Raw genomic sequence first — 18,423 nt, 5'->3', positions numbered from 1 at the left:
TAAGAGTATAAATAGATATCTATTTAGTAGTGATTATCTAAGGGACTATTATTACATGAGGAGGCTGGAGATGAGGAAACTCAGAAAGACCTTAGCAATTGTTTTATCTCTTTTTTTACTTTTATCATCTACGAACATAGTTGTTCTAGCTGATAATAACTCAAAAGCAGAGGAATCTGATCGAGTGTATCTTGTAGATGATGACTTTGAGGACAAGGAGCTAGATACTGCTGTTGAGGATTTCCCAGAGTCAGATAATTACAGTGTACTAGATGCTTGGAATAAGGATGGAACAATAAAAAGTATACCGAGAGTTGTGAAAGATCCTCTTGACGAGAATGGAAACGTCATATTTGTTGAAGACTTGGGTGATACCGCAGTGGCGGTTGTCAAAGATATTCCCCGTCAAGAGAAGCCATTTACCGTAGAACTTGATTTTATGGCAGAAGAGTTTGGCCATTCTACTAAGGTTTTAAGAACCTTAGATGGTAGTACGGTAGCGGCTGAGATTGAATTAAGAAATATTGGTGGAAAGAATATTTTAGGCTATTCAATTCCAGGTGGTCATGAAATACTTGATGATGATTTCCAATTAAATACTTGGTACAATATCAAACTATTAGTAGATCCAGAGAATCAGCAGGCAACCCCTGTCATCAATGATGTTGTTATGCCAACTTATGGTTGGAGATTCTTAAATGCGACTGGGATTACTAGAGTATTGACGATGGCACCAGGCGGACAGGCGACTTCATCATATTTTGATAATTTAAAAGTGTATGAAGGAATAGATGACTCACTACTTAATCCTGATACACCGCCATCTAAGATAGAGGATATTGATGTGAGTACAGATGAGCTTTCAGTCTTCCTTGATTGGGATCCGGTTGAAGGTGCAAAATCTTATACTGTTAAAATGGCTACAGATCCTGAAGGCCCATTTGAGCCGATTGTAGGTGCTACAGACCAAGTGTTGACCTATGCAAAAGTGGATGTCCTTAGTGATGGAACGTATTATTTCCTTGTCGAGGCAAATAATGCGAAAGGGTCAACAGCATCAGATGTATATTCGGTCGATGTTAAAGATGATACAGAGAGAATCCTTGCCTTCCCTGGGGCTGAAGGTGGCGGAAAATATACAACAGGTGGTAGAGGACAGGAAGTATATACTGTTACAACCTTAGAAGACTATGGTCCTGGTGAAGAGCCAATTGAAGGTTCATTAAGACATGCCTTAAGTAAGGGAAATAGAACGATTACTTTTGATGTGTCGGGTACAATTTATTTAAAAGACGGTCTAAGCATAAAAGCAAAAAATATTACCATTGCCGGCCAAACGGCACCTGGTGACGGAATAACACTAGCAAATTACGACTTGGATATTGGTGGGTCAGAAAATATAATCATTCGCTATATCAGAATTCGACCAGGTGTCACGAATTCATACGATGAACCTGATGGGATCGGTGGGGTTGATGCGAAGGATATCATCCTTGATCATATTTCAACTAGCTGGTCGACAGATGAAACATTATCAATTTATCGAAGCGAAAATATAACGGTTCAGAATAGTATTATTAGTGAGAGTTTAACAATGGGTGCGCATGTGAAAGGTAAGCATGGTTATGGTGGTATTTTTGGTGGGAAAAATGCGACTTACTTTAACAACATTATCGCATCACATACGAATAGAAACCCGAGAATAGGTGGTTCTACACCTGGGCAAACGAATGTAGACTTTAATAATAATATTATTTATAACTGGGAATCTAACTCAATATACGGTGGTAATTATTCAGATGTAAATATCGTTAATAATTATATGAAACCTGGACCAGGTACATATAATAATGTCAAAAATAGAATTGTCAACCCAGGTATCTTTGGTAGTCCAAGCTCCTGGTATGTTTCGGGAAATTATATGTTTGGTGATTCAGGTGTTACCGCTGATAATTCCAAAGGGATTCATAATAAAGCAGCAGATGCCACCATTCGTACTGAGCCTATTCCATTTCCAGAGAATAGATTAAGAGAACCGCAATCTGCTGAAGATGCATATCAAGATATTTTGAAACGAGCTGGTGCCAATTTTCCAAGGAGAGATGCGGTTGATGCTAGAATCGTAGCTGATATTGTCAATGGAACGGGTAGATTTATTAACAGTGAAGAAGAAGTCGGAGGTTATCCGGAATTGGCTTCTTTACCAGCACCGTTAGATAGTGATGGTGACGGAATTCCAGATGACTGGGAAACTGCAAATGGCTTAGATCCGAAAGACCCAAGTGATGGAAATGAAGTTACCGAAGAAGGCTATACTAATCTTGAGCTTTATATAAACTCCCTAGTAGATATTGATTATGAAGCTGATAATCCAGTGGCTGAAATAACTTCACCAACTTTAAATTCGATCCATGAGGCAGGAAAAGATTTAGAGATTAAGACGAAAGTTGAAAGTTCGCATGGGATTGAAAAAGTAGAATTCTATACAGGTTCGGAGAAATTAGGTGAAACAAAGACAGCACCTTATCAATATACTTGGAAAGATGCCCCAGACGGAACGCATTTTGTAAGTATAAAAGTAACGGATAAGCAAGGAAATCAAACTCAATCTACATCTGCACCTATTCATGTGAATAGTCCTTTAAATAGTGAGACTTGGCAATCAACAGATATTGGGAATGTTGGTATCGCTGGAAATACTAGTGTAGATGAAGAAGGTGTTATTACAGTCAAAGGGTCTGGTAGAATTACTGGAAAAAATGATGCTTTTCATTTTGGTTATCAAGAACTTAAAGGTGATGGGGAGTTTATCGCAAAAATAAATTCTATAACACCAGTTGATAATAATGCCATTGCTGGAATTGCAATCAGATCTAGTCTTGAAAAAGATGCGGCAACAGCGATTTTAAGTACATCTTTAATTAAAGCAGATAGAATAGAGTCTAAGACACCATATACGATTAACCTATCTTCTAGATTGGCAGATGGAGAAAAAATCGAAACCTTAGACAATATAAGCTATCCAGATGAGAAGTTGCCTAGTCTATTATCGACAGAGATACCTTATTGGTTAAAACTAGTGAGGGATGGAAACGAGGTAACTGGCTATGCCTCACCAGATGGTGAAACATGGACGAAGGTAGGAGAAAAGACGATTGATTTTGATGAAAATGTCTATGTCGGATTTGCAGTAGACGCTGCAAAGAACACAAATGAGATTGACAATTATAATACGGCAGTATTTTCTGATATTAGTACGACAATGGCTAAAGTGGATGATATCGATGAACCAGAGGAGCCAAAAGAGGAACATATTATCTTTGAAGATGATTTTTCAAAGGCAACAGGAGATAACATTACTACACCAGAATATATGTCTTTACCAGATGATCGTTTAAAACCAATGTATATCAGCAGAGCTGGTAAATTGGAGGTAGTTTCTAATCAACTTAATATGTCGGGTCGGTTTACGATTGGGGCAAGAGACGCAGTAGATACATCAGAGGACTTTACACCAGGAGGCGTATTTGATTTAAGCAAACCTTACCGAATGACTATTAAGATAGCAGATACCATCCTGGATTCAAATAATGAAGGTAGAAGATTACAAGTATTCGTAGATAATGGTACATCAATTGATGAGAAGTCCATTCATGGATCGGACTCAAAAATATTCCAACAAACTGTTTCATCGATTACTCCAGGTGAAATAATAATCGAGTCAGATGTTGGTACGGAAGAGTCTTTTGTTCAAATCCGTACTGAGGGCGACTCAGGTGTCGTTATTGACCAGATAAAGATTGAGGCTATTGAATCTGATGATGGATCAGAGGAACCTGAAGAACCTGCTGAACCTGAAATTCCCCGTGAACCAGGTGAAGATGATGTGATCGTTGCAAAAGATGGTAGTGGTGATTATGAGACAGTACAAGAAGCGATTGATGCTATTCCAAATAATAATAATGAGCCAGTAACTATTTTCGTGAAAAACGGTGTTTATAAGGAAGTTGTAACTGTTCCGAAGGATAAACCTTTTGTTACGATAATAGGTGAGACTCAATCTGGTACAATCATCACTTATGATAACTACGCAGGCCGAGATGATGGTACAGGCGGGACATATGGAACAACAGGTAGTTCAAGTGTCTTTTTACGGGCAGATCATTTCAGAGCTGAGAATTTAACGTTTGAAAATGGCTTTGATCCTAGTAGGGATGTTGAAGGAAAACAAGCTGTAGCGGTATATGCTACAGGAGAAAAGATGTATTTCAAAAATGTTAGCTTTTTAGGACATCAAGATACACTTTATGTTCGTTCAGGTAGTCAATACTTTAATGAAGTGTATGTTGAGGGTGATGTCGACTTTATCTTTGGTGCAGCAAGGTCAGTATTCGAAGATTCTATTATTCACTCATTAGATCGAGGCTCCTCGACGAATAATGGTTATATTACTGCTGCTAGTACATCGATCAAGGATGACTTTGGGATTTTGATTCTCAATAGTAAATTAACTAGTGATGCAGCCCCTGGTACCGTTTATCTCGGTAGACCGTGGCAAGCTGGTGGGGATCCAGAAAATGTGGCTAGTGTTGTATTTAAGGAAAGTGAATTAGGTGCACACATCCACAAAGACGGTTGGACATCTATGAGTGGATTCGAACCTGAGGACGCCCGTCTATATGAGTATAAGAACTATGGCCCAGGAGCCGTTGTTAATGATTCAAGAAGACAATTAACTGATGAAGAAGCCGAAGAATGGACCGTAGAAAATGTTTTAGGCTGGGATCCTAAGGAAGTATTTCCAGAGGAGCCGGGTGACCCAGAAGATCCAGAAGAGCCGGGCGAACCAGGTGATCCGGAAGAACCAGGTGAACCGGGCGATCCAGAAGATCCAGGCGAACCGGGCGAACCGGGCGACCCAGAAGAGCCAGGCGAACCAGGCGATCCGGGTGATCCAGAAGAGCCAGGTGAACCGGGTGATCCAGAAGAGCCAGGTGACCCGAGCGATCCAGAAGATCCAAGCGAACCGGGTGATCCAGAAGAGCCAGGCGAACCGGGCGATCCAGAAGAGCCAGGTGAACCGGGTGATCCAGAAGATCCAGGCGAACCAGGTGATCCGGAAGAACCAGGCGAACCGGGCGACCCAGAAGAGCCAGGTGACCAGAATAAGTTGCTTCCGGGTACATCAACGTCTATATATAATTTACTTTCTGTTGGTTTACTAGCCTTGCTATTCGGTGGATCTTTAGTTATTACACAGAGAAAGTATCTAGGTAAACAAACAAGAAATAAATAATGACGGTTTATTTAAAGTTGACCTCGAATAATGGAGTGTAATCATATTATTCGGGGTCTTAATATTGACTTGAAACATTTTCAATATTATTAAGATAAATTGAATAGCTCGTAAAATGATAACGTTTACACTATGTCTTTATAAAAAATGTAATCTAATCATCGATATAATAGATCATATAGGTATTATTAACTATTAATTTAATGACTTTTATTCAAAAAGACCACTGAACAAAAAAGCTGAAAGATGGGGGGATCGGTAAAAAAAGACTTTTTCGCAGTGTAACTGCCAATAAGACACTCACTTCAAGAATTTGAAGGAACTAAGAATTGTAATTGGGAGATAGGGGAGGGCAGACTTAAATCACCACGTCCTGTGGTAAGGTCTGCATGTTCTTGGTCCTCTAGGTCCACCCCTCGCTGATTGAAGTTTCGCTTAACCGAGTCATATTTTTAAATCAAATTTTTTAAGAATGATTAACTTTGAATTGTTGTACTTACTAAGTTAGCAGATTTAATTAAGTAGTAAATGAGGAGGCAATGAAATGAAGAAAGGAAAAAGGTTACTATCTATTTTAATGATCCTTATCTTGTTATTTCCTAGTATGACAGTGCCGATAGAAGCAGAGGGAATTAGCCAAGAGGATTGGGCATATGACTTTTTTGGTCCAAATACAAGTGAAGATAAGAATCCTGCTCCTACATATAACGGTGATGGTTCAATTACATTAGAGGCTTCGGGTGGGAAAATATCTAAAGATGAAGAAGGAATATCCTTTTACTCGAAAAAAGTCCCAGCAGAGGCTAACTTTGAAATTAAAACGAGTGTTAAAGTAGACCATTTTAATCAAGATAAGGGAATTAGTACACCGAATCAAAAATCATTTGGATTAATGTTAAAGGACGCTAAGGGAACCAATACTTCAAACTATGTAGCAGTAGGTGCTTTAGATACTGTAATGAAAGGATTTTATAAAGCCGAGGAGTTAGGTGCAGAGCAAATTAAACTTGATCCCTTTGAAAATGTCCAGTCTCCAGTAGCAGGAGAAGAATATCAACTGATAATAAAGAAATCAGGGGAAACATACGAGCTGGTTATCAATGGGGTTAAGGAGCTTATTGAGGTTGACCATCTATTTACTGATGATATCTACGTTGGGTTTTATGTCGCAAGGGATGCGAAAGTAACCTTTAAAAACACTGAACTTAAAGTAGATTCTAGGCAAGTAGATAATCTAGAAGTGGACACATCAAAAATGAAGAAGGAATATCTGTTAGGAGAAGAACTCGACCTTTCCGGTCTAAAGGTAGTAGCAGAATATTCAGATGGACAAAAAGAAGAATTATCAGATGATGATTATATTGTTTCAGGTTTCAATAATAAAGAAATCGGGACAAATAAGATTGTGATTAATTATAATGGTGTCACCGCAACGATAGATCTAGAGATAAAAGCACTAACCGTGACGGATTTGACAATTAAATATTCCCCAGTGAAAACAATATATTATAAAGGCGATGCTTTTGACCCAGCAGGCTTAGTTGTTGAGGCGAATTATAATGATGGCTATAAGATAGCTGAATTAAAGGAAGATCAATATAAGCTCTCGATTGAAGCAGGTCAGATTCTTGAAAATCCGGGTGAAGTAGAAGTGATTGTAACTTCAACTGAAACTGAAAACCAAACAAGTAAATTTAATCTTAATGTTTTAGATGTAGAACTTGAACACTTGGAAATTAGAAGACTGCCACTCAAGACACAATATTTCGTCGGTGATGATCTTGACCTAGCAGGAATATCTGTTTATGCGATTTATGATGATGGTACAGAAGTGAGATTAAAACCGAATGATTTTGAAGTCTCAGGTTTTGATTCAGAGGTTGTAGGAGATCAAGAAGTTCTGATTACACATAAAGATCAGTCAGTAGTGTTAAATCTTAATGTGAAGGAACCAGAAGTAAAGGGCATAGAGGTCACTGAATATCCTAAAACAACCTATGAAATTGGAGAAGAATTTAATCAAGAAGGAATGGTCGTATCAAAGGTATATGATAATGGTGATAAAGAGCCGTTAGGGAATGATGATTATCATATCGATAGATCTGATTATGATCACTCAGTTGCCGGTGTTTACGAGATTAAGATTATCCCTGAAGAAGATTTAGGACCAATCGTTCTAAAAGTTACAGTCAGAGAAAAAACTACGGCAAAGTGGAATGAAATTAGATTTGGTCAGTCAACATCAAAGGAACGAAATACTATTGAGAAGTTAGACGATGATGTCATTCGAATTGCTGCATTAGATGGTGCAGGGAAAATAACTGGTGACCATGATGGAATCACTTTCTATTATACTGAGATTGATGCAAAAGATAATTTTACTTTATCAGCTGATATTTTTGTCGAGGAATTTGCTAGACAAGAGCCTGATGGTCAAGAGGCTTTTGGGATTATGGCAAGGGATGCTATAGGGATTGATAACAACGCCGCAGTATTTGCCTCAAATATGGCTGCACTTGGTGGGTTTAATGGTGGATCTAGAAGTGATGTAGGTACAGTGCTATTTGCTCGATCAGGAGTCGTATCCTCAGATGGAGAGGGTAGCGAGGGAGTACAGCGAATCATGTTGGATAATGTACGACCAAACCGAGAAAATACGGCTGAAAACTATCGTTTAACCTTATCAAAAACAAATAGTGGATTTACGGGTCAGCTCAATGACGGGGAAGAAAAGATTATATTTAAGCCAGATATCTTAAGTGTCCAAGATCAGGATAAAATTTATGTTGGTTTCTTTGCAGCAAGATTAGCGACCATTCAAGTAAGTAATATTGAATTGGCTGTATCGGATGCAGCTACCGATGCCCCGGCTGTACTACCGGAGGAAGATCCAATCACACCACATTTAGATATTATATCATTGGATAGAACGAGTGATTCAGAATATACATTGATGATTGATACAAATATTGATGGAGTAGTTACTGTTAAACAGGGCCAAGATGTAATATTAACAGATGGAATGATTAAAGGTGGGGAAACGCTAGAAATCCCAACAGAGATAAATGATAATGCTAATACAAATTTTAGTATCGTATTTTCACCTGATGATACACAGCATTTAACAGATTACGATGAAATTGTAAAGAATTTTACCGTGACTATGAAAACATTTGGTGATCGTGATCAAGACATTTATGTTTCACCAACAGGTACAAGTCATGGGGATGGTTCGAAAGAGAAGCCACTTGATCTAGATACGGCAATAGACTTTGTTCAAAAAGGACAAAAGATTATTGTTCAAGAAGGGGTTTATAAGCGCGACACGAGTTTGGAAATCAAAAGATTTAATGATGGAACCGAAGATGCAAGGAAATACCTAATAGCAGATCCAGAAGCTAGTGAGCGACCACTAATTGATTTTGATAAGAAAGCTCCAGGAGTGATTCATGGTGGCGATTATTGGTATGTTGAAGGAATCGATTTTACCCGTGCAGCTAATGGAACAGGTTATGGTTTAGGTGGAAGCTTTAATATTATTAATAATATTAGTACTTTTGAAAATGGTGGAACAGGCTTCCAAATTAGTCGTGTTAGTGGAGCACAAGATGAGTATTCGAAATGGCCGGCACATAATTTAGTAAAAAACAGTATTTCATTTGATAATATGGATCCTGCTGAAAATGGGGCAGATGGATTTGCTGCCAAATTAACAGTAGGTGATGGAAATGTTTTCAGAGGTAATGTTTCACATAATAATATTGATGATGGTTGGGATTTATATACCAAAGTTGGGACAGGACCGATTGGAGCTGTTACATTAGAAAATAATATTTCATTTAATAATGGGAAATTAACCAATGGGCATCAAGGTACAGCTGGTCAGAATGGATACAAACTCGGTGGAGAAGGGGTTCATGTACCGCATATTGTTAAGAACAACTTGGCTTTTGGCAATGATGTGAATGGCTATACCAGCAATAGTAATCCGGGCGTTATTACTGAAAATAATATTGGCTTTAATAACGGTGTCAATTTAAGTTTAACCACCTATAGTCACATTACACCGGACTTCACAATTAACGGTTTCGCATCGATTCAAACAGAATCTGGGACAAAAGATACTTACCAAGGAGACTTAGATTCTGACCTTAATTATATGTTCGATGGTTCTAAATCAGTAAATGCCTCAGGCGAAGAATTATCGGATGAACTTTTAAACAGTTTAGAAAACCTATTCAATTATGATGACGATGGAAATATCATTTCTGTAAAAAGAAATAAAGCTGGTGAAATTCAATGGGGCGATATTTGGGAAACATATGACCAGGTTGTCGCAAAAAGACCAAATGAGCCGGATGAGCCAGTGGAACCGGGTGATCCTGATGATCCTAGCGAACCGGGCGAACCAGGCGAACCAGGCGAACCAGCTAAACCAGGTGAGTCAGGTGAATCCGGAGAATCAGATGATTCAGGTAAACCTATTGAGTCAGATGAATCAGGAAAATCAAATGATTCAGACAAGCCAAGTCAATCAGATAAATCTGATGAATCAAGTCGACAGGAAGGTAACAAACAACTTCCAAGCACTGCAACTTCAACCTATACATTTTTGTTAATTGGTTTATGCGTTTTAGCAATAGGAGTTATCCTAATATATAAACACAGACAATATAGTCATAGAATGAAAGTTAAGTGATGTCGATAAGAACAGTTTTTTCCGAATAACGGATGGTTAAAATCCGTTATTCGGTTTTTCTTGTTTAGAATACGGTAAAGCGAAACTTCAATTCGTGGGGCTTGGGCTATAGGATCTGGTAGGTTTAGTCTGCATTTCCCTATCCTCCACGGACTCCCTCGGTTAGAGTTTTCTTAACCCTTTATAGAGTGTTATCTAAACGAATCGGGCTTTTTCTGACTGTTACCCCTGCTTATCATTCGATGATTTTCCCTAATATAATTGAGGTGGTATCTTAGAAAATTATAAAATGATGGTTTAAAAAGCTACTGTTTAATTTAATCGCTGAAGTTGGAAATTTTAAAAATCCCCTTCATAGTGAACGAGGGTCAATTTGCTTTGCCGATCATATTTTTTTTGTCATAAAAAGAAATATTCCATTTTAGCTATTACTAAGTGGTTATTTTTATCTCGAACTCTTTTACGGAACATAGGATAAATGAATCCTTGTTACCGGAGAAAATAGGCGAATAGGCATTCATTCATACAAAAAATATCCATAAAGGACTAGTTATAATTTCTCAATTTGATCATTCGGGAAGGATTCAGTTAATCATTAATCGAAAGAAGTAAAATGCTAGCATGTTAAATGTAAATGGAGGGGGATCTTGAATGGCCAAAAAATTAAATGTATCTTTTAGAAAAAAACCATTTTATATTGATTATAAAATGGGGACATGCTCTAGGGACTCAATGAGGAATTTCCACTTACATAGTGATTATGAAATTTACTATCTTATCGAAGGCGAACGTAAATATCTGATCAATGATGAACAATACCTTATAAGGGAAAATGATCTTATTTTTATTGACCGAAATGTCATGCATAAAACAGAAACGGCCGAGCTTCCAAGTTTTCAAAGAGTGGTTATCAACTTTCAGGATAATTTCTTATGCTGTGACGATCACTTTCTTCTAGCGGAGTTATTCGAAAATGGACCGCATATTATTTCTGTACCTGCTTGTAAAAAGAAAATAATATCAGAGCTTATAATCAGGATGCAAAATGAATATATCGATGATAGAAAAGATGCAATGCACTATATTCGTACGTTATTGACCCAACTGTTATTAGAAAGCAATCGTTTATTAAAGAGAGAAGTAAATATACCGATTGTTGAGAATGATAATGATACGCTTAAGCAGGAAGTCGTAGCCGATATTATTAAATATATTAATACCCATTATTCAAATGATATTTCTCTAACCCTCTTATCACAAAAATTCCATTTAAATGAACAATATATTAGTCGATTATTTAAAGATGTCACCGGAAACAACATTATCAATTATTTAAATGCTGTCAGAATCAACGAGGCCCAACGTCTTCTTATAGAATCAGACATGAAAGTTATTGAAATCTCTAAAAGTGTAGGTTACTCAAATAATGTTCACTTCTGGCGTGTTTTCAAAAAACTGATGGGCATATCCCCAAGTGAGTATCGGACGGTTTACGAGAAAGCTAAAATGTAAGCGTTTACTAATATGTGTAACAAAATAGGTAAATGCTGCTTCAATATAATTAATGATAAGCAATATTAATCCTATAAGAAAGGGGAGATCAATGCTAGCAAAGACGGTATAAAGTGTTTAGAAAACCTTTGATGAAGTTCCATATGATCAGTCAGTAAAGATCTGATTTATCCATCTGGTCCCCACTAAGTGAAGATTCACTTTATCACTGAATCCCTGTATATATGAGGTTCTTAATTCATATGTTTTAAGTGGAACTAAAATAAACGGGAGGTATGGTGATATAGTGGATAAAGATAATGAAAGAAGCTCTGCTGATAATAATTTAAAGAACGAACAACTAAATCAGTATCGGAAGCAAAATACCGGTAAAGGTAAAAAGATGACAAGTGATGCTGGTTTAAAAATTTCCAATGATGAATGGTCACTACGTGCGGGAAAAAGGGGACCTACCTTACTTCAAGATGCTCATTTTTATAAGAAGCAATCTCATTTTAATCGTGAACGTATTCCGGAACGAGTTGTTCATGCACGTGGATTTGGGGCATATGGTGAATTTGAATGTTATAAGTCAATGCGTCCCTATACAAGAGCTCACTTTTTACAAGAACCAGGTAGGAAGACACCAATATTCGTTCGGTTTTCCACCTTAATTGGAAGCAAAGGATCCAAAGATACAGCCCAGGATATTAGAGGATTTGCAATTAAATTTTATACTGAAGAAGGGAACTATGATTTATTAGGATTGTCATTTCAAGTCTTTCTTGTTTCTGATGCAATGAAATTTGTTGATGCTGTTCATGCGATTAAACCTGAACCTAGAAATGATATTCCGCAAGCGACTTCTGCTCATGATAACTTTTGGGATTATGTTTCAAACAATCAAGAAACAGCACATATGATTATGTGGCTTATGTCAGGATACTCTAGACCTAAAAGCTATCGAATGATGAATGGTTATCCAATCAACACCTTTCGCTTTATTAATGAGGAGGGGAAAGCAACTTTTGTTAGATTCCACTTTAAAGCGGTGCTTGGTGTTCATGCTTTACTATTGGATGAAGCAGGGGTGATCGGCGGGGTTGACCCAGACTTTCACCGTCGCGATTTAATTGAAGCGATTGAAAAAGGAGCTTATCCTGAATATGAATTCGGTGTTCAACTTATTGCTGAAGAAGATGAATTCAAATATGACTTTGATGTTTTAGATGATACAAAGCTATGGCCTGAAGAAGATGTACCTGTTGAAATTATCGGAAAAATAACCCTCAATCGTTTACCAGATAATGAATTTGCTGAAACAGAGCAATCCTCCTTTGATCCATCTAATCTTGTGCCTGGAATTGATTTCTCAAATGACCCTGTTTTACAAGGACGCGCATTCGCGTATCGAGATACGGACTACCATCGCTTAGGAACAGGGAATATTGAAGAAATACCAGTTAACCGACCGATTAAACAAGTTAATTTTAATCAACGTGATAGCTATGCTAGACACAGAATTGATATTGATCGGGTTAACTACCACAAAAATTCATTAGCAGGAAATACGCCAGCTACAACTCCACCTGAAGAGGGGGGCTATGCAAACTATCCTGGAAAAGTTGAAGGCTTTGTGACGAGGGATATCCCGAGTCAGTCATTTACCGATCATTTCTCACAAGCAAGACTCTTTTGGAATAGTATGAATGATGTGGAAAAAGAGCAGATTATTGACTCCTTTGTTTTCCATTTAGGCCACGTTAAAAGCCGTTCTGTTCGCCAACAAAATGTCGAAATGTTTGCTAATGTTGACAGAGATATGGCGATAACGATGGCGGATTATCTAGGAGTTAACCCGCCAAAAGGAACAAATGTGAAGGTGACAAAAAAATCGCCATCACTTAGTTTAGCGAATATGCCACATTATGCTTATACGCAGAAAGTAGCTATTTTAATAGGTAACGGATTTAACGGTGAAGAAGTCAGTCAAGTGATAAATTTTTTAGAACAATCAGGAGTGTTTATTGATATTGTAAGTGAACGATTTGGAACAGTCACAGGTTCACATGGGGTTGAATTAAAGGTAGATAAAATTTTTACAACGACATATCCTGTTTTATATGATTCGATTTATATTGTTGGTGGAAGGGTAGAGAATGAAGCAAAATTTACCCAGGATATATATGATTTTGTCAATGAAACATATAAAAGTTATAAACCGATTGGTGTGGCTACAACTGCACAGTCCTTTATTAAAGTATCGAATCAAAATAACTTAGCTGGAGTTGTCTTTGCGACAAACAATCCAAATTTTAATCAGGATTTTGTCAGGGCTATTGCCTATCAACGGTTTTGGGATCGAACTTAAATAGAAAAAGAGTCAAATATGAGTATATCGAAAAGCAATCCTTATAAGGTTGCTTTTTTTGTTCTTTTCTAAATGGTTAACCTTTAGCTATAGTTTAATATTATAGATCGCTAGATCAATAAAATCTTTTTATATTGGTTTTAAAATTATTGAAACAGGGTATATTACCTAGGGCGGACTACTGTAGATAAAGTAACTAAATATATCGAATGATTTCTCTTCTTGAAGAAAAAATGTGAAAAATCCATATTATCTGATCAGATAGACTGGTATCGATATTGAATAAGTGTTAACATAGTTACAGTATTAAACCTTTTGATTAAAATGCATGATTTCAAAATTGGTTATTCCATCTAAGAAAGAAGGAGAAGCTGAAATGAAAATTGGTATACCTAAGGAAATTAAGTCAAATGAAAGTCGAGTCGCAATTACGGCAATGGGTGTGAAGCTTTTAAAACAAAAGGGACATGATGTCTATATAGAAACTGGAGCCGGAGTCGGAGCAGATATTACAGATGAAGAATATCAAGAAGCAGGAGCGACTATTTTAGAAAAGGCTGAAGATGTTTGGTCTGTAGATATGGTCATGAAAGTTAAAGAACCGCAACAAAGTGAGTATAAATATTTTAGAAAAGGTTTAATCATCTTTACTTATTTCCATTTAGCAAATGAGCCTGAGCTTGCAAAAGCTTTAGTAGAGTCTGGAGCAACAGCAGTTGCTTATGAAACAATGGTTGGACCGAAAGATGACTTGCCAATGTTGATGCCAATGAGTGTCATTGCAGGGAGAATTTCTGTTCAAATTGCTTCGTATTTTCTACAAAGCCCACAACAAGGGAAAGGTAAGTTAATTGGCGGTGTGCCAGGTGTTAAGAATGGTAAAGTCGTTATCATTGGTGGAGGAATAGCAGGACAAAATGCCTTGCAAATTGCTCGAGGTTTAGGTGCACATGTAACGATCTTAGATGTTAAACCTGATGTGTTACAACAAATTGAAGAAGTTCACGGAAGTGATGTCATTACCTTGATGTCAAATGAAGTGAATATTGCCGAATCAATTCGTCATGCTGATATTGTTGTTGGAGCTGTTTTAATTCCTGGATCTAAGGCACCGAAATTAGTTACTGAAGAAATGGTTAAATCAATGGAACCAGGTTCAGTTATTGTTGATATTGCAGTTGACCAAGGAGGTATTTTTGAGACAGAGGATCGTACAACAACTCATGATGATCCAATTTATATTAAACATGGTGTTCTACACTATGCTGTTCCTAATATGCCAGGCGCTGTTCCAAAAACATCAACAATTGCTTTAACAAATGTTACAGTACCTCATGCACTTGATATTGCTGAAAGAGGGGTAGTTGCAGCAGCTGAACATAGTAATATGATTTATACTGGTGTAAATGTTTATGATGGCTATATTACCAATAAGAGTGTAGCAGAAGCGTTAGATATGGAGTATCGTGATTTTGCCAAACTTGTTTAAGCGAGTTGGACAAGCAAATAATAGAACCGCATGAAAATAGATCAACCTTTTTCATGCGGTTTTAATTTGCCCTAGGTAGACTAGTTTTAAGTTTGCTAAGTGTAACTGAACCGTAACATGGCGGATTGCTGACTTTGAGTATATTATTCTAATGATCAAATTTACACATTCTAGCTGCCAAAAGGTTTTTTTATATTCAAAATTGATTTATCTAATGTATTAAAAAAACTAAGGACTAATCTTCTTTTACTTTACTTCCAAACGCTTCGGGGAGCATCGTAAATCCATCGATAATCGTATCTTCTTCTACTTCAATCATTAGGTAGCGTTTTCCATTGAAGGAAACTTGTTTAAGGCGATGTAAATCTTCTGGGCTTACTGCAATATTAGCAACTTCCGTATTGATTTTAATCGACTTTGTTTTGAATTTAGGTACGATATTTTTGGCCTTTAGCTCATATTGACTATCATCAATCACATTGTTGAAGGCTGTTTCAACTTTCTCGGGAACGATATGTTCAATACCACTATGTTTTAAGACGCTCTCGACATCTTTATAATCCAAGGTTGCTGAATCTTCTTCATCTTCTTCAACGACGCGATGAATTTCTTGGTAAATATTTGCTAGGGTTGACGTGTTAAGTTCGTGGCCAATAGCATCACGGACAACTTCTTCAAAGATGATTTTGTCCTCTTTAGCAGTAACCGTTTCTTCAGCATTAAGTACTTCTTCAATAAAACTTTCATCAGGCTCATTCGTTTTTGGTGCAGAATAAAGTACCCGATTTACGTTAGCGGCATGGTCGATAAAACATGGGAAAAGGAATCCGCCAATTGGCTTTTGTAGATTAATAACAGGGTCGACTACAAGATTATATTTGAATGCCTTTTCGATGTAATCAAAATGCAACTCTTTCTTTGGATCTTGGGTTTGGTTCATACTGGATAAGATAAAAGTGTGTGAATGAAGAGAATTATATTCGCTTTCCTCATCATCGGTGCTCTGGCGCTTGATCGGTTTGAAGTATTCTCCCTTGATAAAGGTGATTACAATATCCATTTCATACTGCTTTACTTGGAGCATCTTTTCAACGATGCGAATCATTTGTGCTTTCCATTCATCTTTATCATCTGTTAACAAAGCTTGATGTAGTATGAGTTGACTTGAGTCTTCAATATTTGTCTGGAACTTGAGCTCAAATAATTTTTCATCTATGCCACCTGTTAAAACCTTTTTAAAATTATTTAAAAAGAGTTCTTGTTCATCTGAATCGAGAATTTCAAAAGGCTGACTTTGCTGATGATAGATTTCACTAGATTCCTTCATAACATAAACATTAAAAATCTCACTAATATGTAACAATTCATTATTTTTCTTAAATTGCCTTCTAATTTCTGCAATCTCTTTTTTGTTCATTAATTTCTCCTCCTAACTGTTATGATCTTATCATATTTTGCGACCAATCAGCTAAGGGTTTTTTAAAAAAAGGACTGGGACAAAACTAGTCTCACTGTGTAAAAAAGGGTTCTATTTATGTTTTTTTCGTAAATAGAACCCTTTTTCATTTTTGATGATTCTATTTAAATGATGCTAATAAGAAAAAGGAATCCAGTATCAACTGAATTCCTTTTTCATTTTAGCTAAGTTATGTCCCAGTCTCGGGGGAATGTCATCTATAGAATTGGGTATGATTCTGTAAACCTTGGGTTGAAATAGTAGGGTGGTCTCTCACCGATTAAAGTCGTCAATATTGGATAAGGATTATCATTATAAATTAATTCCACATCTTGATTTGCTTCATTAGATAACAATAATTGTACACCTGGATAATAATAAAAATCCATTGTAAACTCTCCTTTTTTCTATATTCTATTCTGTTGATAATCTTGTGCCCCTTTCGAACTGGAATTTCTTTAAAACAAACACGCTTTTAAGAACAGTTCATAAAGTATTACAGTTACTAAATAGGAGGGTGCCTAATGAATGAACCATTTAATGAAAGGTTACAAGAAAAACAAGCTGATTACCCACTTTATCCATATTACGGTACTGTAACAAGGTATGAGGATATCTATTTAAGTGCGCCTGAACAACGTCAGTATCGCCAGCCAGGCGTTGAAGGATTAATGGATCCAATGCCAATTGTCGAAAATAAAAATCTTCAGGGAAGTCATAAGCTTAAAGGTAAGGTCGCGCTTATTACGGGAGGAGATAGTGGAATTGGCGCAGCTGTCGCAATTGCCTTTGCTAAAGAAGGGGCAGACATAGCGATTGCCTACTTAGATGAGCATGAAGATGCGAATCGAACAAAAACTAGAATTGAGGAGCTTGGGCAAAGATGTTTGTTATTACCTGGTGATTTAAGAGATAAGAAGCAATGTCTCGATATCGTTGAAGAAACTGTTTATACTTATAATGGTCTTAATATCTTAGTAAATAATGTTGGGATTCAATTTCGTCAGCCGAGTTTGTTAGATGTAACAGACAAACAATTTGATGATACATTTAAAGTGAATATTTATTCTTATTTCTATGTGACAAGAGCCGCAATTCCTTATTTAAAGCCAGGTAGCTCAATTATTAATACGAGTTCAGTAGTTGCCCAAACCGGAAAGGCATCGATGATTGATTATACAACGACAAAAGCAGCGATTCTAGGTTTTACAAAAGCACTAGCAAACAGTTTAATTAAAGATGGTGTTCGAGTGAATGCTGTTGCACCTGGACGAATTTGGACACCCCTCATTCCTGCTAGCTTTCCAGCAGATGCTGTTGCAATTTTTGGTACAGGGAATCCGATGAATCGTATGGCTCAACCCTTTGAAGTTGCCCCATCCTATGTTTTTTTAGCATCAGACGATTCTAGATTTATGACAGGACAAACGTTACATCCTAACGGTGGAGAGCGGATGGCATAATGTGCCGTGTAATATGGGTGAAATGATACTTTATGTATTCACTGTCAAGTTCTCTTGCGGAGTAAAATTAACCTACAGTTTGTGGCTCTTAGTTGATCTGATGTGTGAACTTTAATCGTATGCAGTCCCTTTTAGCAAGGAAAGGGAGAAAAGATAGT

General features: G+C 37.0%; 8 protein-coding genes. 6 read left to right on the top strand and 2 right to left on the bottom strand.

The genetic code is table 11. The features are described 5' to 3' along the window. Nucleotides 1–70: 70 nt before the first annotated feature. The 5 genes from KQI76_RS01240 (at nucleotide 71) to ald (ending at nucleotide 15,346) form a co-directional block, all read left to right on the top strand. Complete coding sequence (locus KQI76_RS01240) at nucleotides 71–5,296, top strand: pectinesterase family protein (protein ID WP_216398482.1); 5,226 nt, start codon at nucleotides 71–73, stop codon at nucleotides 5,294–5,296. A 544-nt stretch (nucleotides 5,297–5,840) separates the two neighbouring features. Beyond that, on the top strand, nucleotides 5,841–9,995 hold the full coding sequence (locus KQI76_RS01235) for a bacterial Ig-like domain-containing protein (RefSeq protein WP_216398481.1): 4,155 nt from the start codon (nucleotides 5,841–5,843) through the stop codon (nucleotides 9,993–9,995). 651 nt (nucleotides 9,996–10,646) lie between these two features. After that, nucleotides 10,647–11,507 carry an AraC family transcriptional regulator gene (locus tag KQI76_RS01230; RefSeq protein ID WP_216398480.1) on the top strand — a complete coding sequence of 287 codons (861 nt, stop codon included), beginning with the start codon at nucleotides 10,647–10,649 and terminating at the stop codon, nucleotides 11,505–11,507. Between the two features lie 283 nt (nucleotides 11,508–11,790). After that, nucleotides 11,791–13,857, top strand: coding sequence for a catalase (locus tag KQI76_RS01225; protein WP_371817636.1), 2,067 nt, complete (start codon nucleotides 11,791–11,793; stop codon nucleotides 13,855–13,857). Between the two features lie 376 nt (nucleotides 13,858–14,233). Further along, the gene (ald, locus tag KQI76_RS01220; protein WP_216398479.1) at nucleotides 14,234–15,346 is read left to right on the top strand and encodes an alanine dehydrogenase; all 1,113 of its coding nucleotides are present in this window, start codon (nucleotides 14,234–14,236) and stop codon (nucleotides 15,344–15,346) included. Between the two features lie 235 nt (nucleotides 15,347–15,581). Here the strand turns inward: ald and KQI76_RS01215 are convergent, their stop codons facing one another. Together KQI76_RS01215 and KQI76_RS01210 are read right to left on the bottom strand one after the other, a co-directional pair. Then, a complete protein-coding gene (locus KQI76_RS01215; protein ID WP_216398478.1) occupies nucleotides 15,582–16,763 on the bottom strand; it encodes a DUF4317 domain-containing protein in 1,182 nt (393 codons plus the stop codon). Nucleotides 16,764–17,020: 257 nt separating this feature from the next. Then, nucleotides 17,021–17,191, bottom strand: a complete 171-nt coding sequence (locus KQI76_RS01210; RefSeq protein ID WP_216398477.1) for a hypothetical protein — start codon at nucleotides 17,189–17,191, stop codon at nucleotides 17,021–17,023. 135 nt (nucleotides 17,192–17,326) lie between these two features. Between KQI76_RS01210 and KQI76_RS01205 the strand changes: the two genes are divergently transcribed. Next, nucleotides 17,327–18,265, top strand: a complete 939-nt coding sequence (locus KQI76_RS01205) for an SDR family oxidoreductase (protein ID WP_216398476.1) — start codon at nucleotides 17,327–17,329, stop codon at nucleotides 18,263–18,265. The last annotated feature ends 158 nt before the right edge of the window (nucleotides 18,266–18,423 follow it).

This window comes from Amphibacillus sp. MSJ-3 (assembly GCF_018919165.1).
Classification (GTDB): Bacteria; Bacillota; Bacilli; order Bacillales; family Amphibacillaceae; genus Amphibacillus.
Note: the sequence above shows the minus strand (reverse complement) of the source record. Positions and strands in the feature narration are given on the sequence as shown.

Excerpts from the sequence above, each read along its gene's own strand:
- KQI76_RS01235 (WP_216398481.1), top strand. The coding sequence starts at position 5,841 with ATGAAGAAAGGAAAAAGGTTACTATCTATTTTAATGATCCTTATCTTG.
- KQI76_RS01240 (WP_216398482.1), top strand. The coding sequence starts at position 71 with ATGAGGAAACTCAGAAAGACCTTAGCAATTGTTTTATCTCTTTTTTTA.
- ald (WP_216398479.1), top strand. The coding sequence starts at position 14,234 with ATGAAAATTGGTATACCTAAGGAAATTAAGTCAAATGAAAGTCGAGTC.
- KQI76_RS01230 (WP_216398480.1), top strand. The coding sequence starts at position 10,647 with ATGGCCAAAAAATTAAATGTATCTTTTAGAAAAAAACCATTTTATATT.
- KQI76_RS01215 (WP_216398478.1), bottom strand. The coding sequence starts at position 16,763 with ATGAACAAAAAAGAGATTGCAGAAATTAGAAGGCAATTTAAGAAAAAT.
- KQI76_RS01210 (WP_216398477.1), bottom strand. The coding sequence starts at position 17,191 with ATGGATTTTTATTATTATCCAGGTGTACAATTATTGTTATCTAATGAA.
- KQI76_RS01205 (WP_216398476.1), top strand. The coding sequence starts at position 17,327 with ATGAATGAACCATTTAATGAAAGGTTACAAGAAAAACAAGCTGATTAC.